A 22,063-nucleotide genomic window follows, 5' to 3' on the forward strand; every position below is an offset into this window, starting at 1 on the left:
TATCCTGAACTACGAGTACAATGAGAAAACCTATCCTTTTCTTTGCGCTTTTATCTTTGCAAACCACTTTTATTGATGATTCAATGGCCCAACAGTCCGCATCAATAGAAACAAAGCTATCGCCGCAACAACAAAATCTCACAGGAACTGTGAGACGAAACAGCAATAAAGATCCTCTAGATGGAGCCACCGTTCAAATTTTAGAACTGGGTTTATACAGTAAAACCGATGCATCGGGCAAATTCTCTTTCTCTAAAATTCCAAAAGGTACTTATACCGTAGTTGTACAATATCTCGGTATGCTGGAAGAACAACAAAAAATTAGCTTTCCAACCACTGAGCTTCAGTTTCTGTTGACAGAAAACAGCATTACCCTAAAAGATGTCGTTGTTGTTGGAAAAGAACAACGTAGAGATGGTGCCACTTCAACAGTGATTTCCCGTAAGGCGATCGAGCATATGCAGGCAACACATTTGGGCGAGATCCTACAGCTGTTACCGGGAGCGATAGTCTCCAATCCAAGCTTCACAAACCCCAATAAAACTAGTATTCGCCAATATTCAGGCGATGCCGCTTCTCCCGGCGACAATATGAGTTCCATGGGTACATCGGTCATTGTCAATGGTGCGCCGCAGTCTAACAACGCCAACCTCCAGTCCATGAACACGGTCACCTCCGGTGTACTTGCTGGTTTTTCTACATCCAGTGGTATGGGTACAGACATGCGTCAACTTTCAGCAGACAACATTGAATCGGTAGAAGTCATACGTGGTATTCCGTCTGTTGAATACGGGGATCTTACCTCCGGAGCTATACTTGTCAGTACCAAAGCCGGTGTAGAACCCTTACAGGTAAAAGCCAGACTCAATCCCAAACTCACGCAGTTCTGGGCTGGCCAAGGTTTTAGCCTCGGAAAAAATAGAGGAAATTTATTTGTCGATCTGGATTTTACAAAGGCCTACGACAACCAAATAACTGCTTATTCTGCTTACGAACGCATGACCGGGTCCATGCAGTATACCAATACCTTTGGAAAAGAACGTCCGCTATATTCCAATACGACATTCTCCTTCGGCATGAACCTCGATGATAACAAAGTAGATCCTGATTATCAAGTAGAACAGATCATCAATAAGGCACAGAATTACGCTTACCAGTTTTCAACCAATGGTAAATGGAAATTAAACAAGCAGTTTGCCCGCAACCTTAATTATACCCTATCGGGTAACTACAGTTTACAAAAAGGATATCAGCAACGTTTAAACACCCTCAGTGTGTCAGCTAATAGTACGGCTACTGAAAATGTAACGCAGCAAGTCCCTTATCTACCGGCGACATTTCTCAATCAGTTATGGATCGAGGGCAAGCCTCTCAACATCTTTGCCAAGCTGTCCGATGATTTTTACCTGAAAACAGGTGAAGGTACACACCGTTTCCTTCTCGGAGCAGACTATCGCCTAGATGCTAACTTTGGCTCTGGTCGAACAGTTGACCCAAACAATCCTTACCGAACAGCCGATCCATTAGGATTTAGACCACGTTCTTACAAAGATATCCCCTCCTTAAATCAATTTGGAGTATATCTTGAAGATCGCTATTCCATGCAGATTTTTGATCGTGACCTACATGTACAGGCAGGAGTACGTTGGGATCAGATACAGCCTTTCGGAAGTTTATCGCAATCCGTACTGGCCCCGAGAATAAATGCTTCCTATGAATTCATCAAAGACTTTACCATTCGCGGTGGATATGGTATGACTGCAAAATCGCCTAGCCTCCTCTATCTTTATCCAGATCGCGCTTATTATGACGCATTCAGCTTAAATCATTATAAGGAAAATCCTGTAGAGGCAATGGCCATCATCAGCACACGGGTTTTTGATACCGCAAATCCAGATTTGAAGATTGCAAAAGCCACAAAAAAAGAATTGGGACTGGATTATACGCGCGGTAAAAAACGATTTTCAGTAACGGGATACTATGAAGAGACCAAGAACGGTTATGAGATGAACACCAACCTCAATAGTGTCAAATTTTTCTCCATTCCAACCTATACTGTCATCGAGTCACCCGTAGGTCAGCCTCCTGTACTTAGCACCGATGTTGGCGAAAGCGTCATTGTTTCAACATTCAACGCCCCGAGCAATGATCGTAATATCCTCAATAAAGGAATCGAGTTTGATCTTGATTTTGGCCGATTCGACAATATCCGTACTTCATTTGTTTTAAATGGGGCATACCTGTCCACGAAATTAACGACCGCTAATCCGTATATCCTACTGCAAAATGCGCCTAATATGCCCCTCAAAAGAATTGGTGTATTTGAAGCAAGAGGTATGCAGCAAGAGCGATTTGTCACCACTTTAAGGGCGATACATAACATCCCAGAATTTAGATTTATCATTACCGCTACCGCACAGACCATCTGGAAAGATAAACATCAATATCTCCATTATTCCAGCATACCTGTTGGTTACATCCCGGTAGGTGCTGCCGGCAGTTCACCTCAGATCACTTATTTTACAGAAGCCGAACGCCAATCCATCACAGAAGCAGATCGCGATATTTACCTCAGTTTAAATGATGGTTATTTCAAAGCCGAAAGCTGGAAACCACTCTGGCTCTTCAATCTCAAGATTACAAAAGAATTTGCCAATAACATGGGCTTTTCATTCTACGCCAACAATGTATTCAACCATCGTCCATTACAAGCGAGCACGCGATATCCACAAGAATATTCGAAACGTAATATCAGCATGTTCTACGGAACAGAAATAACGATTAAATTCTAAACTGACATGAAAAACATTCACATACTGATCCTAAGCGGCCTCTTATTCTTGCTGACTTCCTGTCGTAAAGACTATTACAGCTACGATACATTGGACTATAATTTTACCGTACATTATCCCGAAAATTACAGCACAAAGTTGGCAAGCGAGGTCAAAGTCACACTTAAAAATAGCATTACTGGCGCCAGTGAAGAATACAGATCCGATAGTGAAGGACGTATCCGTATTACGGATATCACCCCCGGTATCTATACGGTCACTGCTTCCAAAACCATCAACCCTGCAGAAGCAGAACAACTGGTAGGTATTGCCGAAGAAATCTTCTGCAATGGCAACATCCCGACCCTTCGGATCACCGAAGCGGCAACCAGTACGATCCAATTAACGGGAAGTATTGCGGGCGGATTTGTGATCAAGGAATTCTACTATACCGGATCAAAAACTCCTGCAGGTACCAACTATCTCTATGATGGCTTCATCGAAATATACAACAATAGCACAGCGTTGCTATATGCCGATAGTCTGGTGGTAGGAAATACGAAAACATCTGCCAATTCTGTCTATGGATTCTATCCCGACAAAAACTATGTTTACCTCGCACAAGCGTGGATGGTTCCTGGCTCAGGTCAAGATTATCCAGTAGAGCCTGGAGCATCTATTGTCATTGCGGTAACAGCACTCAATCACAAAACAGATCCAAACGGCAACCCCAATTCCCCTACCGACCTTGGAAAAGGTGTGGCTGACTTTGAAACCTACTTCAATCCTACCGGTACTAATATTCGGGATACCGACAACCCCGATGTCCCTAACATGATCCATCAATATTATAACACCACTGCTGGATTTGACTGGAATATTGGGATCAATGGTGCAGGATTAGTTTTATTCAGAGATGCTGCAGTAGCTGATTTCCCCTCGATGACAGAACCTAATGTAAGCGGTACAACACGTTTTCTACAGGTACCAGTGAGCGCGGTGCTCGACGCCGTAGATTGCGTCGGCAATTTGACCATCACGATGGACAAGAAACGATTGCCCGAAACGGTAGATGCCGGACTGACTTACGTCGGAGTGGCTAATTCCGGCAGATCGGTCATCCGGAAAGTTAAAAGTACAATCGGACAACGGGCTGTACTCATGGATACCAACAATTCATCCGAAGATTTTGAAGTAAACAACAATCCAACACCAAGAAAAATTAAATAGTAATCATGAAAAAGAACCTATTTGCCAGCATATATCTGATACTCGGTCTTGGTCATGTTGCTACGGCACAAACAGTACCAACATACGATTATTTTAAAATCAAAGAACCCCTACTCAAAAGTTCCAATGCGGCACTATTACGCTATATGACCCTTCCATTAGAGGGAGAAAATGAAATTGGCGCGTACTATAAAGGTGGAGACTTGCGTTCGCCCTACAGCTCAAAGTCAACCCAGGGAGTCAATTTTTCGTCAGCCCGCTATCAGCGTCTCAACGACTGGACCTTCTATGGTCATTTCAATTTTCAATCCAGCAAAGACAAAGAAGTGGGACTCACAGCACACAACGATCCCTACCGTGACAACCCTTATCAACTGATCGATTCACTATCTGCTGATTGGAAGAAACAAAAATATGGCTTACAGCTTCAGGTCGCTACGCCGACATTTGCACATGATCGAATGAATGCGGGTATCCGTATTCAGTACGATATGCAGACCGGAGCTCGGCAGAAAGATCCACGGCCACTTGACAATACCAGTAACCTCAGCCTGTCGCCCAGCATCACGTATAAACTTGATGATCAAAATATCGTTGGGCTTACAGGACATTACCTTTTCTATAAAGAAGATCTGAGTATAGAAACAGTTGGAAAAAACCGTCAGTTTAATTTATACCGCTTATTAGGAGCCGGTGAGTACCAGAATAGTGCACCCTATATCTTAACGGTAGGTTATAATCGTACCTATGAAGGCCGCACATGGGGCGGAGCAGTGGATTACGTTCATCGCAGTGCCGGAAAACAATGGACAATAAACTTGGACTACCGCAATGGATACGAGGATGTCACAGATGGGAGCATCTACTTACAGCAAGCAGGAAAACACGCTTTTAAACAATATCAGGCATCTTCTTACTTCGATTGGAAAATAAATAGAACTTCCCATCAGATCGGAATAACGTGGACATTAAAAGACATGGACAATACGGAGTACCATCAAATACAAAACCCCGATACGAAACAGTATGAGACCGTATACTCCAGTATCATGAGCACCATGCTAAGAAACAATACCCGTCTCTCCTATTTATTGAGTAAAGAAAGAAAAGATGGACAGGTAGATTGGTGGTTAACAGGTACTGCCACTTATCATAGTCTCGATAATAGGTATGCCAACCCAAAGAACAAACAGCTGATCGATAAAATCAATCTGGATCTGAGCTTTGATAAACGCTATCCATTGTCAAACAAAAGAGCCCTGTCCCTGCAGCTTAAATCTGCCTATGACTTTCTTGTTCATGATGACATTTTGTACACCGACAAATCCTACTCCAGTAATTTTGTTGCCCATGAAGTATTTCTTCCCATGCACGATTACAACAAGGTCAATACCTGGACAAATGAAGCCCAAATCAAGTACCAGTTGAAACCCTTTGGAAAAAGAGAAAATCAGCTTTACATAAAAGCTACCGGACTGATCAGCAGCGCAATGAATAACAGCGGTATGATTCAAAAAGGAGACAACCGATACCTGACACAATTATCAATTGGCATTAATACATTTTAACTTACACTCAAAATAGATCTGTAAAAATAGACATGATGAATACCATTAAAATAAAAAAAGCAGTCTTACTGCTCAGTTCTTTCGCTGCCGTCGCCTATAGCTACGGCCAGGAATTGATCCGTCCATCTGTACAATCAAAAACAAGCTTTGCAATTGTTATTGACAGCAAAACTTTTGAAAGTGCACGTGCTGAAGTTATGGCTTATCGCCAATCCATCGAAAAAGATGGATTAGGTACCTACATCATAGCACATAACTGGGACAAACCCGAGCAGATCCGCGAGCAGCTTCAGCAGCTCTATAAAGGTAAGCAACCGCTTGAAGGAACAGTCCTAGTTGGCGATATTCCCATCGTCATGATCCGTGATGCGCAGTACCTGACATCTGCTTTCAAGATGAATCAAAAAATAAGATGGGATAAATCATCCGTACCGTCCGACCGATACTACGATGATTTTGATCTCCAGCTGGATTTCGTAAAACAAGATACAGCAAAAGGACGTACCCACTATTATTACTACAGTCTCAATGGTACATCGCCACAATACATCGAGATGGACATCTACTCTGCCCGTATCAAACCACCTGTTGAAAAAGGTGAAGATGCCACGCAAAAGATCAAGTCTTACCTCCATAAATTGGTAACATTGCGTGAAGAGAACAACCCGCTTAATGATATGGTAGCCTCTACCGGTCATGGCTATAACTCCAATTCGATGAACTCATTTGCAGGTGATGTACTGGCGCTGAAATCACAATTTCCAGATCTGTACAAACCCGGAAATTCCATCAAGTTTTTGAATTTCAGAAACGCTGACTTTATGAAATACAATTTACTCCGCGAATTAAAACGTGAAGGACTTGATTTCGCATTTATGACCGGACATGGAACAGCAACACTGCAATTGATCAATGGTTATCCATTAGCATCCAATCCACAGCCCTCTATGGAAAACGTTGGACGCTATTTACGTTCTAAAATTAGAGCTGCAAAAGAAGATGGAAGAGATGTCGAACAAGTAAAGGAAAATTTCAAGACCTCATTGGGAGTTTCAGATAAATGGATGACCAATGCCTTTGAAAAAGCGGTAATGGATTCAGACTCGGTTTTCAATGACAACTTGGACGTTCAAATATGGGATGTCAAAGATGCCGATATACAAGCACGATTGGTATACCTCAATTCGTGTTTGACCGGTTCTTTCCACCTGGACAATTACTTAGCGGGCTATTATCCCTTCTCGGACAATAAAAATGTTGCTGCCATTGCCAATAGTATTGGCGTATTGCAAGATTTGTGGCCAGCAGAAGCTGATGGGTACTTTGCAACATGGAGTCCGTGTAGGCAACTGGTTCAAACACATTGCTTATCTCGAGACCCATATCCTCGGCGACCCTACTTTTCATTTTACAAGTAAAAGAAGCCAAGAGCTCAATCATGCGATCGTTAGCGGAGGAAAAACGGCATACTGGAAAAATTTATTGAAAGAAAATGATGCCGACCTCCAGTCATTAGCTCTTGTTTATCTACAAAAACAGTTGCCCGAATCTGAGGTGGCGCAGATCTTAAAAAACACCTACTTTAACTCACCTTTCGAAACGACACGAATGCAAGCATTTGCATTGCTTAGAAACTTTGAAAACGAGCCATATTTTGAAGTATTACATGCTGCAAAAAATGATTCTTACGAATTTATCAGACGTAGAGCTGTCTATGATTTAGGAGAATTTGGTGGCGATGATTTTGCAAAAGATCTGATTGCATTCTACGTTAGTGACCCGCATTCCGAACGTATAAACTATCGATTGAGAACAAACATGACATTTTTCAATCCCGAATTGCTGAAAAAAGAAATTGAAAATCAAGTGCGTCAAAATAAGAGCATCTATAATGCAGCCAACTTAAGTGATCAGCTTTTGAAAGATATTGATTATAACAGCACCAAGGTAGAAAAAATGAAAGCCAACATACTCGACAAAAAACAGACCGAGAAAGAACGTATTGGCGAGATCACCACATTACGACTTTACCGTTTCCATCGTTTAGTACCCACGGTGCTCACGCTGATTGCAGATCCAACTGAATCCGAAACGATCCGCATCACAGCATTAGAAGCAATGAGCTGGTTTCCCCTTTCATATCAAAGAGAAGCCATCTTCACTACTTGCGATCAGCTCCTGAAGGACGATAAAGTTCCTCAAGCAGTAAAAGATCAAGCACTCAAGACTAAACATGTCATGAAAAAAGAAAAGAAGTAACATAAAAAAAAGAGCAGCCTGACAAAAGGCTGCTCTTTTTTATGCTCAAAAATTTATTTTGCAGGTCCGTGCGAATGTCCCATATCTGCGGGATTAATCATAATGTGTGCTTTGTAACTACCCTCATCCATCAACCATGGAATACCCGGAACAGTTGGTTTACTTGCCATACCTAGATCTGCAGCTTTCGCAAAAGGAACATACAGGACATAACGGCGTTTTGCATCGGCCATCTCTCCCGTTTCTTTATTAAGCTGTTCCAAAGAACCCCAATAAGCGTATAGCATCGTCGGCTGTTGTGGTATGATCAATTTACCAGCTTTAAATTCCTGTTCGCGAATATCATCGCGCTCTCTACGTTTTCCTTCCGCAATCAATGCTCTACCTCTAGCCATAAATGGTTCCAAACTTTTTGGATACGCATACGCGTATAGCATCGGAAGTTTATAATCTGGCGCTAAGCAGATATAATCATTGGTACCCGGTCTTAAAACAACAAACTTTCCTTCACTATCATAACCATATACTTGAGCCCCTTCTCTAAACTCGGTAGGTGCAGCCTGTACTGCTATCTTAATTTGAACTTCTGCAGGCAGTACTTCTCTTTTTGCTTTTTGTTGTGCCATGCTAAGACTTCCGCTACCAAGCGCTAACAACAATAGAACGATAATTTTCTTCATTTTTGTTTTGATATTTATGTAGATTGATTCTAAACAAAGATAAGATTTTCTACATAAAATCAGTGCTTATACCGGTTATAATTTATCGTTTTTTTAGCAGTTTAACAGTTGATAACTTACTTCTAGCCCGAAAGTGCCGAAATACAATAATATGTGCACGAAAATCAAAACTGCAATCGATCATAGGGCAGTATATTTGTAAAAAATTAGACTGATTTGAAACAATTGACCATATTCTTACTCCTGCTAACGTTCTTATTCCAGACGTTTAGTAGAATAGGTATGCTCGTTGATTACAAATTAAACACAAAAGAATATCTCAAATCGTGTGAAAACATTGATAAACCTACCATGCATTGTAAAGGTCAATGTGTGCTCATGAAAAAACTGAAGAAGCAGGCTGAAAAAGAAGCAAAACAGGCAACTGTTAACTTAGAACAGTTGGCTTCTATTCATCATCTTGATACCTTCGAGTTTCCAAAAAATAATCGCATAGCACGACGTATTATTAAGCACTACCCTCAAGAGATGAGCTATACTTTCCTTTTCGCAGAAACAATCTTCCACCCACCCCTCTTTTCCGCTTAATTGAACAAAACAATTGACATCATCTGTCATCAAAGACTTTTCATTTCACAGCATTAATTGATACCTGAACAGGCTATCCAGTACACGCTATTCATTATTTTGAATCGCTCCGCTACATCGTACTCATTTATGAGCTACAAGTGTTGCACAGGTTAGCCATATACAGAACCATTAATCATAACATCAACATAAATGTTATCAAAACATAAGCATATATTTCTTGGCTGTGCATCTATTGCGCTGTTCATGGGTATGGTAGGATGCGCATCATCTAGCCAAAATAAAGAACTGCCCATTTTAGGGGAGAAAGAAATCATTTCCACTTCAAAAGATGGTATTGCACAAAGTGATACAAGCTATCATCGTATACCCCAATTTCGTTTTGTGGATCAAGATAGTAACTGGATCAGCAATGAAGATTTAAAAGGTAAAATATATCTTGCCGATTTCTTTTTCACCCGCTGCCCTACCATCTGCCCGATCATGTCCAAACACATGCTTGAGGTAGCCAAACATTTTCAGAACGAGTCACGTTTTGCCATCCTTTCGCATACCATAGATCCAGATCATGATACGCCATCGGTTTTAAAAACCTATGCTCAAAAACTGGGCGCACCAGACCTATGGAAATTTGTCAATGGCCCAAAAGCAACAGTATATGACATTGCGGGAGCCGCAGGTTATTTCTCATTTGCCACAGAAAGCCCAGATGCACCAGGTGGTTTTGATCATAGTGGTGTATTTACACTCGTAGATGGAAAAGGGCATATAAGAGGTGTCTACAGTGGTATTGAGATGGACTCCGTAAAAGTTGCCATACAAGATATTCAACAATTATTGGATCAACGATAACTTACTTCAACAACATTAATAAAAACAATTATGAAGCGTATAATAAAAATAACCATCCTTTACATCACATTAATTCTAGTACAGACATCTTTCTACGGCTGCAATAATATGACGAAATCAACTGCAACACAGTCAGAAAATAAACATGCTTCAAATAGCATAGATCTTTCCAATATGATCATGCTTGGAGACACAACCTTTGCAGGTCATCAAGTATCACTCTGGACACCAGATAGTCTAACCAATAAATTTGAAAGCCTATACTTGAGATTAGAAGATGGAAAAGGAAATCCAATAAATGACCAGGAAGTAAATTACGAAATCACAATGGATATGGGAATGATGTCCCATGGTGGACCTTATGACGCTCTAGTCAACAAAGGAAACGGCATTTTTCAAGCTGATATGGTATTTATCATGGCCAATATGAAGGATATGGGGAGAGGATGGTTATTCAAAACTTTACTCAAAGGAAAAGATAAAACAGATACCTTGACTTTTGCCCTCCCAGTACAACAAGCGACTATACCCCGCACTATAGCTACAGGAACAACGGCAGATGATCGCGTATTCGTATCCTGTTTAATTCCTAATGAGGTCGAATCAGGTAAGCACAATATCGAATTTGCCTTACACAAAATGGACAAAGAGACCTTCACCAATCTAGATGGATATACCATAGCAATAGAACCTTTTATGCCTGCTATGAAACATGGCTCTCCAGAGAATAAAGATGCTGAAAGCAAGGGAAATGGCCGTTATTCCGGCTTAGTCAATTTCACGATGTCTGGAGACTGGGTTATCAAAGTTAAGCTTTTGAAAAATGGGGAAACAGTATCACAAGATAGTTTGGTCTATCCTATCAAAATCAAATAAAAGCGATTAAAAATTTAACAAAACAAATTATAACATAATAAAATGAAAAACTATTCAAAAAAGGGAGCATTAAGCCTATTTTCCTGCATCCTATTATTGACAGCATGTGAAAAAGAAACAATTGTTCAAACTTCGGTTGATTCTGGCCCAGGAAGTACAACATTGGTTTTTGATGCACGATATGGTGACGCTGACTTCGAATTGAACAAAGCATATGATTTTAAACTCAGCAATGCTACTGGTCAGTTTGATCTAAAATATGAGTTCAGCCAACTGCGCTACTGGGTGAGCAACTTTCGTTTAGTCAATGCTGCTGGCGAAGAATTCAAAGTACCAGAATCCTACTACCTCATCGAAGAAAATGTCGAAATTCCTGTACAAGAGGGATCATTTGACAAAAAATATCCTGCAAATAAAAGAGAACAGGTGCAGATAAGTTCTATACCAGCAGGTGATTATACTGCTATAAAATTTGCTGTCGGAGTAGATTCAAAATACAACGATAATTTAACCCTACGTGCTGGCGAATTATCCTCCTTAAATGGTATGGCTTTTGAAAATTGGATGTGGTTCACCAGTTATAAGTTTTTTGTGGTAAATGGAAAAATGACCTGGGTAAAAGCAACTCCGGAAGCTCCTGCTTCACAAACATTCTTTTGGGACTTCGCTTCAAACAATCTCTATACGGAGAAAGAAATTAAACTAGATAAAGCGATCACTATTAATGCGCAGATGAAATCAAATATCAACTTAGAATTGGATGTCAAAAAAGTAATCGATATCGAAAACCCATGGTCCAACAGGTTGATCAGCGCATCCAAAAAGGAGCTCATGACACAGTTAAAAGACAATCTGCTTACCAAGGCCATCACCTTAAAAAGCACAAGTTCGACTGCTATAGCAAAATAATATGATGATAGGCAAAGGACTAAAAGTAGGAGTTTTCACAAGCATAGTATTAAGCTTGTGCACGATCTCATGTAGTAAAGTACAAGTGGACAATCCGCAACCGGATCAAACTCCTACTCCTTTGATGCTAAAAGTCCCGGGCCATTTTCCGGCACCAACAAAGATGCTCGACAACCCCCTGACGGTTGAAGGAGTAAATCTAGGTCGTCATCTTTTTTATGATCCCTTGTTATCTGCAAATATGCAGGTAAGCTGTGCAAGCTGTCATCACCAAGAACGAGCATTTGCAGATGGAGTGGCACTTACGGCTGCAGGTGTATCAGGAAAAACACTTGAGCGGCATTCTCCGACATTGATTAATCTAGCATGGGCTGATCAAGGATTTTTTTGGGACGGTGGTGCAACAAATCTAGAATCACAGGCCTTTGGACCGCTTACACATGCCGATGAAATGGGAATGTCCTTAGTCACTCTGGCCAACCGGCTGATGGCTAGTGAATTTTACGTCAACTTATTTCAGCAAGCTTTTAATGAAAAGCCATCAGCACAGGGTGCCGCAAAAGCATTGGCGCAATTCCAGCGAACCTTGATATCGGCCAGTTCACGTTATGACAGTTATCGAAGTGGGCAAGATTTGAAAGCCCTTTCCGCAGGGGAACTACGTGGAATGCATCTTGTAAAACAAAAATGTGGGACATGCCATAGTGGTGAACTGTTCACCGACAATGCTTTCCATAATAACGGTATTGACGATGACTTTACCGATGACTCCAACGAATGGATACATCGCGGACGTTATCGCATATCTTTTAATCCAGTAGATCTCGGAGCCTTTAAGACACCAACACTAAGAAGCGTAACACGCTCTGCCCCATATATGCACGATGGAAGATTTACATCGCTTGATCAGGTATTACAACATTACAGATCCGGTATTAAGCATAGTCCGGTCACAGACCGACTTCTTTACGATCAAAATGAAAATCCTGGCATAGCAATGAGCGATAAAGAAATGACAGATATAAAATCATTTCTAGAAGCATTGACAGACGATATATTTTTAAATGAAATAACTTTTTCTAATCCAAATAAGAAATGAAAAAAGACAAAACAAATGTAGGCAGTAGAACCGTTCTTACAGCGATGATAATCCTGCTATTAACAATAACAGGAGCATGTAGTAAAACTGAATCACCTACCCCCGATGAGGAAAAAACTGGACAATTCTCTATCGAATTTGACAATATAATGGGCGAAGAAACTTTGAGTTTCGAACCCCGAGTTTATAAAAATGCGAAAGGAGAATCCTTTAGAATTAAATTGTTGCAATATTTCATCAGCAATATCAAGCTCTATAAAGCAGACGGCAGCAGCTATACAGTACCTCAGGATGACAGTTATTTTTTAGTCAACGCAGCTGATCGTACCACACGTTTCACCAAAGTAAAAGTGCCAGAAGGCAACTATGAAAAAGTTGAATTTGTCATCGGTGTAGACAGTGCAAGAAGTTCGATGCCTGTAGAAAAACGAACTGGCGTACTATCCTTTAATCCAGAAGAAGGTCACGAAGGAGGAGGTATGTACTGGGGATGGAACAGCGGTTATATCTTCTTTAAGATGGAAGGTTACTGCGATTTGATCTCCGACAATCAACAGGGAGATCCCACTGGAAATAAACAGTTCAAATACCATATCGGTGGGTTTGGAGGTTACAATGCCCCCACCTTGAACAATATCAAGACCATTACAGTCGATCTGAAAAATGCAGGAACAGCACAAGTGAGAGAAGGTTTACGCAGTAACGTCCACCTATTTGTCGATATCATGAAAATATTCAATGGTCCACACACCTTCAGTATTGTGGAGCATCCCAATGTCATGTTCAGTGAATACAGTGTGAATATTGCAAACAATTTCCCGCATTTTTTCACACATGATCATACCGAAAATTTTGTGAAAAGTGAAGATGAATTATAACTGATGAAAAAAATATTTGTGCTAATTGGAATTGTTGCCCTCGTATGGGCATGCAAAAAAGGTGAAGACTCAATTCCTGAACTCTTCACAGGCTTCTTGAAACCAAGTAATTTTCCTGAGCCAACTTATAATTTTTCTAGAAACATGATTACAAAAGAAGGCTTTGAATTGGGCAAGCGTCTTTTTTACGAACCGCGCTTATCCCGTAACAATACCGTTGCCTGTGGCAGTTGCCACATCCAGTCTGCAGCATTTACCCATCATGGTCACGATGTGAGTCACGGTATTGATGATCGGCTAGGCATACGCAATCCTATGCCTATAATGAACATGGCCTGGCAAAAAGAATTCTTTTGGGACGGAGGCGTCTTTGATTTAGATCTTGCGGCAGTCAACGCGATCACAAATCCTGTTGAAATGGATGAAACAGTACCCAATGTGCTTAGAAAATTAAGAGCACATCCTGATTATCCTGCGCTATTTAAAAAAGCCTTTGGGACAGATGAAATAACCGATGCACGCTTTTTCAAAGCCCTATCGCAATACATGTTAATGGCTGTAAGCAACAATGCTAAATACGATCATGTGATGCGCAAAGAAGCAGGATATGCCTTTACAGAACAAGAACAAAAGGGCTATCTTTTTTACCAAAAAAACTGTTCATCCTGCCACAACGAGCCCCTGTTTACCGATAGAAGCTACCGCAATAATGGACTTTCTCCTAATCGAGCTAACGACACCGGTCGAGATTCTGTGACCTTAAATCCCGTCGATAGATATAAATTTAAAGTCCCAAGCCTTCGTAATATTTCCTATACCGCACTTTACATGCATGATGGGCGCTTCCTGACCTTAAATCGGGTTATCGAACATTACCGGACAGGAATGGTTGATTCCCCTACCCTTGACCCCGTTTTTAGACAAGCGGATGGATCGTTAGGTATAAAAATGAGCGATACTGAAAAAGATAATCTGATAGCATTTTTAAAAACCTTAGATGACCGAGATTTCTTGACCAATAAGCTATTGGCAGAACCCGAAATAAATTCGGGCTTTGTTGTCAATTGATCATTTGATTTTCAAGCAGCATTGGTCCTCTTCTTACATTCCTATACCGGATTTAAAAAATAGATCAACGGTAAGCAGAGATGAAAAGCATATACAATTTTCGACATATTATCATAAAAACAGCGACAAAATGAATACATATAAACACCTTAAAAAAAATACGATATACGGTCTATTGACCGTATTAGCATGCGGACTGATGATCCCTATCTCAAAAGCATGTGATATCTGTGGATGTGGTGTCGGCAGTTATTACATTGGTATTTTACCAGACTTCAATAAACGCTTTATTGGGCTTCGCTATCAACATAAATCGCTTCTCACACACTTAGGACCTACCGGCAATCGCACGCCTATTACCGCCGATGAAACCTATCAAAGCATGGAAATGTGGGGTGCATGGAATATCGGTCAGCGCTGGCGGGTAATGGCAATTTTGCCTTATAACTTCAACACGCGTACTATAAAGGGCAGCGGAGAGCAGGGGAAGAAAAATGGAATGGGTGATGTCGTAGCAATGGGCTATTTCAAAATATTTGAAGAAGCGAAAGGCACTGCATCCAATAAAATGCTCGTCCACTCGCTATGGATAGGCGCAGGTGTAAAAGCACCTACGGGCAAGTACGATGCAAGCGAACGTAGTAATGCAGCACAGGACTCGCCAAATAACTTTCAATTGGGTACCGCCAGTACAGACTTTATGTTCAATCTTGCCTATGATGTAAGGCTGATGGATCTAGGTCTGAATGTCAATACCACATACAAATTGAACACGGAAAACAAATACGATTACAAATACGCCAATAAATTCACTGCCAATGCACTCGCATATTATAAATTTAATATACGCGATAAGGTACGTATAGCACCTAATGCTGGTGTCACTTATGAGACACAGCCACAGGATGTCGTCTTTGGAAAATATGATGTCTCACAGTCTGGCGGAAACTCTACCACAGGAATTATAGGTATAGAAGTCAATATTGGAAAAATATCATTCGGCGGTAACTATCAATCCCCTTTAAGCCAAAATCTTGCTGGCGGTCGTGTAGAAGCTGGCGATCGGTTTCTTACCCATTTGTCCTACAGCTTTTAAAAAAGCAAAAAGATTGTCTTAAACTCTAAAAAAATAACATACTATGAAATCTATTAGCTCAATATCCATACTCGTATCATGCTGTATATTCAGCATGATTGCATGTAATGCTAACAACTCTGCAGACTCAGGTGCAGAAAAAACCGAACCTGCTGTTGAAGAACCCACTCCAGTAACGCTTCAAGTAAATGATTTTCTAAAAGAAGGAAATAAAGGTGTAGGCGGCATCACGAGTTTTGAACACAAGCCATTCGATCAAAAGTTAGCCGATGAGGGCAATAAATTATTCATTGTCAAGTGTACGATGTGTCATGAAATCAAGGAAGATAAAATAGGTCCAGCACTTTATGGCGTCACAAAAAAAAGAACGCCAGAATGGATGATGAACATGATCTTGACCCCTGATAAGATGCTAGCAGAAGATGCAGATGCAATAGCACTCAGCAAATCTTACGATGGAGCAATGGCGGCTCTAGGGTTAAACCCTCAAGAAGCAATCGCAATTCTGGAATACCTGAGACAAGAAGATTCGAAATAGCAATCGATTATCGTGATCAAAAATAGCATAAAGTTCCAGGCGCTATTCCGTCCGATAAAACTATTCTGAATGAAAAACTTTAATTAAAAAATACCAGGATCATCAACTAAAATTATGGGATAACGATGATCCTACTATTTATAATGCGTAAAAAATAAGTACCTTTATCTTAAAAGGTACTTATTGCTATAAAAATACTTTCTAATACAGACCTTTGATAAACTCATAATCTTTATCTAGCACATTTTTATCATCTTGAAGATTCCTGTCCTTCTTTAAATAAAGAAAACACATTGTTATATTAATAACCTGCAATGAGATAATGAAAAATGAGACTAAAATAGCGATAGACCCCAATACCATATTGAGGTGTCCTTCTTTGTACCAATAAAAACCTGTGATACCGAGTATAATTACCAAAATTGAAATTAAGTATCTTGTCTTTGATTGCGGTATAATCTTTTTCATTAACAACCTATTCTAATTAAACATATTTTTTAAACATTAAAGTTTACAGCTCTTTAATAAGCAAGTTAAAGAGCTATAAATGGATTCAAATACTATCCATTGACCAAACAATAGCCAAATAATACCACCCACACAGTAACCACTAAAATATCGATTAAGATACTCTGATCTCCCGAAAGAAATGAGTGCTGAAACTCACGAAATTTAAGTGAAAATCTTTTGAGAATATTCATACTACTTGATTGACATAATATATTTAGCAATCTCAGTCAAATTATCCTGACTTAACTGCGGAAAACCTGGCATCTGTGGCATGTCTGCCCTTTTTTTCCCTGGAGAAACAATCCATTTTTTCAATTCAGCATCTTTACCTTTATAAATCGAGGACATTTCTTTTACAGGAGGACCTACTAATTTTTCAAAGGGTTTATGGCATCCGCCACAATTTTGTTGAAATAATGCAGTACCCTTGGCTAAATCACCCAAAGCAGGATCCAGTTCCAGGCCCTCCTCTTCAACAGGATTTTCACGAGCTTCACGACTCATTTCTCGAAATTCCGCTGTACGTTCATGCATTAATTTTTGATGCTTTTCAAGTGCATTTTGACGATAGAATTGTCGGCTACTACCGTAAAATACCATAAAGAGACCTATACTTGCCACGATCTTCCAAAAATCGCGATCTATGCCTATATTATCAGCCTGTAGAGATTTCCAAACCCACCACAAGGAGATAATAAGTAAACTACCTGCAGCCACCATTAACTGGATTATTTCAAACCGCATACCTTTTGCAGGAAGTGTAAACAAGACCAGTATACCGAAAAGAATCTGCATACCGAGGCCAATTATAGCAATTGAGTAGCCTATTTTTTTAAGTTCTAAGCGTCCTATTGATTTATAGATTGTTTGCACATCGTAATGCTTACGTCCGTTGTACCAAACAATAAATACACCAGTGACTGTTAAACAGGCCCCTAAAAATTCTAAATATCTAGGAAATACATTAGGCAAAATCAGCGCAGACAGAAACCCTTTTACTGTGCCCCATTTTTCTGGGAACATCATCAAGTTGACATTGGTAAGGAAGATCAGTGGTATAAACAAGAAAATGACAACAGACAGTCCGATAATAGCGATATGTAAAGATTTATAATTAGCCATCGCTGTCCAAGTATATTTATGGAGATAGGTCAGTAAAAATGCAATGGTTACTAATGGAATAATCAATATCCAAGCAATCCCAGTCAATGAATTGGCTGTATAAAAATAAACAGTATACAACGTATTTATACTTAATAAAGGCGCAACTCCAAGTACTACAGCAATGCTTTTATTGACAGTGATGGTTTTTGCAACTTCAAAAGCAAATATATCATAATCTCTGTTCTTTCGGCCTTTTATTTCTGCCCATAACGTTACGATACTCCCTCCAACCATAAGATTTACAAAAATAATATGCAATAAAAAAGAGAATATAAGAATGGTGATGAGCAACCATTCAGGTAACGGTAAGTCTAGAGGAATATCCTTAGGTATTGGGGTATTTGTTTGTAGTGACATAATTTATTTATTGTTTTGGCTATTCTTATTTGCTTCTAATTGTTTTTTTTCTGCAGATCAGAAACAATAGTTTCCATACTATTCAACGGGTTGATGGATACTCCATCCTCTTGGGCACCAGATAACGATTCACCAGACTCCTGCAATTGTTGAATATAAGCAACTTAGCGCGTCCAGTTCTTCTTTGTTCCCCGGAAATGGAGGCATAAAGGATCGTCCTTGATGCATATTAGGAATATAACCGGCCATAGAAGTAACATCGAGCACCTTATCTTTTCCGTACATCTTTTCGAAAACGTCGACTATAGAATTAATACCATTAGTGGTGTGACATCGACTACAGGTCAACATAAAGACAGTACGTCCTACGGCAATCTTATTTTCAGGTGTAATCTCATAAATGGGCGTATAAGTAGCATGCTTCAATATGCCATCCCTTTTATACAATGGATAATCCTCTTCAAGCAGTAAATTAGAATACATGTAATTACCGATGACAAACGGCTTTCTTACAAACTCCCGTACACGTTCGAAAATACCTAAGAAACCAAATATGAATAAGCAGGGAATTAGAACCATTAAAAAACTCACTTTACCTGGCTTCCACCGCGCGAATATTGCCAAGATGACCGATAAGAAGCTCGCTCCTATAATAAAATACTTTAACAGGTCGTAATACTGTTCAAAATCCATTGAACCTACCGCAGTACTCATGTTCGCTTTCATCGCTTCTGGCATTACGTTCCAGTAATAAATGGCACCAGCTATTGTAAATGGTACCCAAAAGAGCACCCATTTACCCGCATACTGAATCGCTAATTTTCGATTTGGATCATTCTTTTTAGTAAAAATTGTGGTCAATAGCATACCAAAAACACCTCCCATAAGCATAGCCGTTGGTGTTCGGAAACAAAGTTGCGGAAGGTAAATGGGATTGGTAAACCCATTGAATAGACTTTTTTCGGTATTCCAGTTGCCAGGATCCATCATAAAACTCAATATAGACACGATAATAACCATCGTTATCCATGACGCAATACTGAGAAAAGCTCCAAATCTGATATGTTTTAACTTCGCATTTAAACTCCGATTTGCATTTTTCCAAGTTAAATAGTAGATCATGATAAGCACGACTTCGGTAACAAAAGTTAACCATTCGGTAAACCAAGCCCAATAAAATACACGGATCAAACTTCCAATCGAACTTGGGCTCACGAGCGCGACTGAAAACCAGATACCCACACCTGTCATCGCGCCTACAGTAGTCGTAATGATAAATGCAACCTTCATTTTATTATAAATAAGTTGATCCCACTTTGGATCAGTAATGAGATCCGATGATGAGTTTTTGACTCCTTTAAATTCGAGCCAAGTAATGTAGGGAATAAATCCAACTGCCAAACCATGGTTGATCATCACATGGACAATCGCTATCGCAGCAATTAAAAATCGGTCATTTAGCCAGTCTAAATGAAACATTGGGAAATCCATATCTCTTCTTTTTTTTATAAATTTCGTAAGAAGGAAAGGTTAAACAATAAAATTAGCATGCTAATCATTTCGCTTTTCACATGCCTAAATATTACTTTTCGGACGAATTATATACATTAACGAATGACCGAAAGTAAGTGCTAATAAAAAATGACCGAAACAAAAAAAGGGATGAAATATTGATCAGTTTCATCCCTTTTCTGTACTGCAAAATGGTTACTGCGTTTTCCTAAATTCTTCAGGACTTACACCATATTTCTTTTTAAAGAAAGTAATAAAATAGGATACATTTTCAAAACCAAGTTCAAAAGAGATCTCCGAAATATTCTTATAGGTATGAATGAGAAGGCGCTCAGCCTCCATCAGTACGCGCTCCCGTATCAGTCGACCAGCAGATATCCCTCTCCTTTCCTGACACAAACGATTGAGATAATTCGTTGAAATAAAAAGTTGATCAGCATAAAATGAAGGCAAGCGTTCATGAGCAAACTGCTCGCTGATCAAGCGTTCAAAAGAGATCACCTTCTCCTCTTTTTCATTTTTCGGTATTTCAGTTCCTTCAATATTGACATTTCGACTGAGTGTTCCCAAAAAAATATTTAAGTAGGAACGCAGTATATTTTTAGCGTCTGGATGGCTAAATAAATACTCGCGATGCATTGTTTCTAAAATCATTGGCCAACCTAACTGCTGTTCAACAGCAACATTTTGGGGTTGCATCTTTTGCGTTTTTAAAAATGAAAAATGATGCAGTACATTATCGTTGTACCGTTGCGTAAAAAAATGCTCTTCAAATAAAATAACCCAACCCTCTTTTTGATCATTTTCTGTCAACAAACTCAATACGGTACTAGGACTGAAAAACATTACTTGTTGTTGCTGTAATTGACAGTTATATTTGTCAATATTCAACGTAATAACTCCTGATGTTAAATAAATAACCGAATAAAATGTTCTTCGATTTGGTAGATACAGATTGTGAAGACAACTATAGTCATCTTTTAGATTGTATACAATTAAGCCAATGTGATCTGGATCAATATTGTTTAATGATATTGTGTTTATATTTTCTGTTTTTATAACCATAATTAATGTAATTGCAAAGTGAGATAATCGACTATACAAAAAACATAATGGGGGGTTTAAAAATATAACGCTCTATACCAACTAAGACAATATAATTATCAAAAAACAAATGCATCTTGGAGGATTCAATTGTATAAGAAGTAGCTTCTACCCCGAAATAGGTAAGAGGAAAGTAGATATGTAGATCAATTTGCTTGACTTTTGCGCTCGCATCGGTCTGTCCTCGCTCCATTTCAACCTGTTTTTCCACATAACAAAACCCACTGCAGGTTACAGCCGGCTCAAACCGATTTATGCATAATTGGGTTGTAATATAATCCTTATTGAGCTCAAAACCCATCCATATCCAAGCACAACTTGTCGCTTGGAGCAAAATAGCAAAGACAATTAAGAGGGATAAATGAGCTCTCATTAAAAATTTAATAAAGAATAATAGCTTAGAGTCTTGAATATAAAATATCAAGCACTAAGAAACCGAGATGTTAAAAAAATAGCTGTAGGTATAAAACACTTTTAGCCAATAAGTCGAAGAGTTGAGGGGGAATTAACAGATTGGTGGTCGCAAAATACGATCGATAGGACTAAACGTATAATGTGAATAGCACGTATCAAAATTTACGTTGGCAATATTATCTTCTAAAATAGTGGGCATATTAATCAACGTAGATGGTATTAAAACAAAGGGTTGCGCTTCCTTTATTTTATTTTCTATATTTTTCTTTTCATCTTCTCGCGCTTTTTTCATTTTCTTCATCAATACACAAGTGCCCTTACAATGCAATTGCGGGGCATCTCTATTTTCACAAAGATATTGCGCTATATAATCACGATTGATATAAAAAGCACTTACCATAACCACCCCCCAGCATGCCTGAAACAGCAGGAGGACAGAAAGGAAATATAAAAGTACTCTTTTCATAAAGTTCAAATATACGCTATTTTTAAGCAATTTAGAAACATTTTGACTTAAATCGCAGTACTTTTTTCAGGTACTTCAGCAAATGTTTAAAATCTATATAGCCTACTTCTATAGATACTTATTT

19 protein-coding genes are annotated in these 22,063 nt (G+C 39.4%); 14 read left to right on the forward strand and 5 right to left on the reverse strand.

All coding sequences use genetic code 11. The features are described from left to right. Positions 1-20 precede the first annotated feature (20 nt). Genes AC06G9_RS11455 through AC06G9_RS11475 form a run of 5 tightly spaced genes read left to right on the forward strand, consistent with a single transcriptional unit; the run spans position 21 to position 7,828 of the window. Positions 21-2,792 carry a TonB-dependent receptor gene (locus AC06G9_RS11455; RefSeq protein ID WP_480956201.1) on the forward strand — a complete coding sequence of 924 codons (2,772 nt, stop codon included), beginning with the start codon at positions 21-23 and terminating at the stop codon, positions 2,790-2,792. A 6-nt stretch (positions 2,793-2,798) separates the two neighbouring features. Further along, complete coding sequence (locus AC06G9_RS11460) at positions 2,799-4,001, forward strand: DUF4876 domain-containing protein (RefSeq protein ID WP_480956202.1); 1,203 nt, start codon at positions 2,799-2,801, stop codon at positions 3,999-4,001. A 5-nt stretch (positions 4,002-4,006) separates the two neighbouring features. Further along, on the forward strand, positions 4,007-5,569 hold the full coding sequence (locus tag AC06G9_RS11465) for a DUF6850 family outer membrane beta-barrel protein (protein ID WP_480956203.1): 1,563 nt from the start codon (positions 4,007-4,009) through the stop codon (positions 5,567-5,569). Between the two features lie 32 nt (positions 5,570-5,601). After that, positions 5,602-6,987, forward strand: coding sequence for a hypothetical protein (locus AC06G9_RS11470; protein WP_480956204.1), 1,386 nt, complete (start codon positions 5,602-5,604; stop codon positions 6,985-6,987). Further along, positions 6,884-7,828, forward strand: coding sequence for a HEAT repeat domain-containing protein (locus AC06G9_RS11475; protein WP_480956205.1), 945 nt, complete (start codon positions 6,884-6,886; stop codon positions 7,826-7,828). Before AC06G9_RS11470 ends, AC06G9_RS11475 begins: the two co-directional genes overlap by 104 nt. Positions 7,829-7,881: 53 nt before the next feature. Here the strand turns inward: AC06G9_RS11475 and AC06G9_RS11480 are convergent, their stop codons facing one another. Beyond that, on the reverse strand, positions 7,882-8,508 hold the full coding sequence (locus AC06G9_RS11480; protein WP_094772184.1) for a hypothetical protein: 627 nt from the start codon (positions 8,506-8,508) through the stop codon (positions 7,882-7,884). A 282-nt stretch (positions 8,509-8,790) separates the two neighbouring features. On the opposite strand from AC06G9_RS11480, the gene AC06G9_RS11485 reads away from it, so the two are divergent. The 9 genes from AC06G9_RS11485 to AC06G9_RS11525 all read left to right on the forward strand — a co-directional run bounded on the left by AC06G9_RS11485 (position 8,791) and on the right by AC06G9_RS11525 (position 16,412). Further along, complete coding sequence (locus AC06G9_RS11485; RefSeq protein WP_480956206.1) at positions 8,791-9,096, forward strand: hypothetical protein; 306 nt, start codon at positions 8,791-8,793, stop codon at positions 9,094-9,096. A gap of 192 nt (positions 9,097-9,288) precedes the next feature. Then, complete coding sequence (locus AC06G9_RS11490; RefSeq protein WP_434443092.1) at positions 9,289-9,948, forward strand: SCO family protein; 660 nt, start codon at positions 9,289-9,291, stop codon at positions 9,946-9,948. Positions 9,949-9,978: 30 nt separating this feature from the next. Next, positions 9,979-10,824, forward strand: coding sequence for a FixH family protein (locus AC06G9_RS11495; protein ID WP_480956207.1), 846 nt, complete (start codon positions 9,979-9,981; stop codon positions 10,822-10,824). 42 nt (positions 10,825-10,866) lie between these two features. Continuing rightward, positions 10,867-11,733 (forward strand): MbnP family protein, encoded by an 867-nt coding sequence (locus AC06G9_RS11500; protein ID WP_480956208.1) that lies wholly within the window; start codon positions 10,867-10,869, stop codon positions 11,731-11,733. A 1-nt stretch (position 11,734) separates the two neighbouring features. After that, the gene (locus tag AC06G9_RS11505; protein WP_480956209.1) at positions 11,735-12,832 is read left to right on the forward strand and encodes a cytochrome-c peroxidase; all 1,098 of its coding nucleotides are present in this window, start codon (positions 11,735-11,737) and stop codon (positions 12,830-12,832) included. After that, a complete protein-coding gene (locus tag AC06G9_RS11510) occupies positions 12,829-13,710 on the forward strand; it encodes an MbnP family protein (protein WP_480956210.1) in 882 nt (293 codons plus the stop codon). Before AC06G9_RS11505 ends, AC06G9_RS11510 begins: the two co-directional genes overlap by 4 nt. A gap of 3 nt (positions 13,711-13,713) precedes the next feature. Beyond that, entirely contained in the window at positions 13,714-14,778 is a 1,065-nt protein-coding gene (locus tag AC06G9_RS11515; RefSeq protein ID WP_480956211.1) for a cytochrome-c peroxidase, read from the forward strand. Between the two features lie 130 nt (positions 14,779-14,908). After that, positions 14,909-15,874 (forward strand): transporter, encoded by a 966-nt coding sequence (locus tag AC06G9_RS11520; RefSeq protein WP_480956212.1) that lies wholly within the window; start codon positions 14,909-14,911, stop codon positions 15,872-15,874. Between the two features lie 43 nt (positions 15,875-15,917). After that, on the forward strand, positions 15,918-16,412 hold the full coding sequence (locus tag AC06G9_RS11525) for a c-type cytochrome (protein ID WP_480956213.1): 495 nt from the start codon (positions 15,918-15,920) through the stop codon (positions 16,410-16,412). Between the two features lie 702 nt (positions 16,413-17,114). Here AC06G9_RS11525 and AC06G9_RS11530 read toward each other — a convergent pair. The 4 genes from AC06G9_RS11530 to AC06G9_RS11545 all read right to left on the reverse strand — a co-directional run bounded on the left by AC06G9_RS11530 (position 17,115) and on the right by AC06G9_RS11545 (position 21,939). Next, on the reverse strand, positions 17,115-18,443 hold the full coding sequence (locus AC06G9_RS11530; RefSeq protein ID WP_480956214.1) for a c-type cytochrome: 1,329 nt from the start codon (positions 18,441-18,443) through the stop codon (positions 17,115-17,117). Between the two features lie 129 nt (positions 18,444-18,572). Further along, the gene (locus tag AC06G9_RS11535) at positions 18,573-19,934 is read right to left on the reverse strand and encodes a hypothetical protein (RefSeq protein WP_480956215.1); all 1,362 of its coding nucleotides are present in this window, start codon (positions 19,932-19,934) and stop codon (positions 18,573-18,575) included. Between the two features lie 216 nt (positions 19,935-20,150). After that, a complete protein-coding gene (locus AC06G9_RS11540) occupies positions 20,151-21,020 on the reverse strand; it encodes a helix-turn-helix domain-containing protein (RefSeq protein WP_480956216.1) in 870 nt (289 codons plus the stop codon). Between the two features lie 544 nt (positions 21,021-21,564). Continuing rightward, a complete protein-coding gene (locus tag AC06G9_RS11545; RefSeq protein WP_480956217.1) occupies positions 21,565-21,939 on the reverse strand; it encodes a hypothetical protein in 375 nt (124 codons plus the stop codon). Positions 21,940-22,063 lie beyond the last annotated feature (124 nt).

It is taken from the genome of Sphingobacterium sp. MAE, assembly GCF_056711605.1.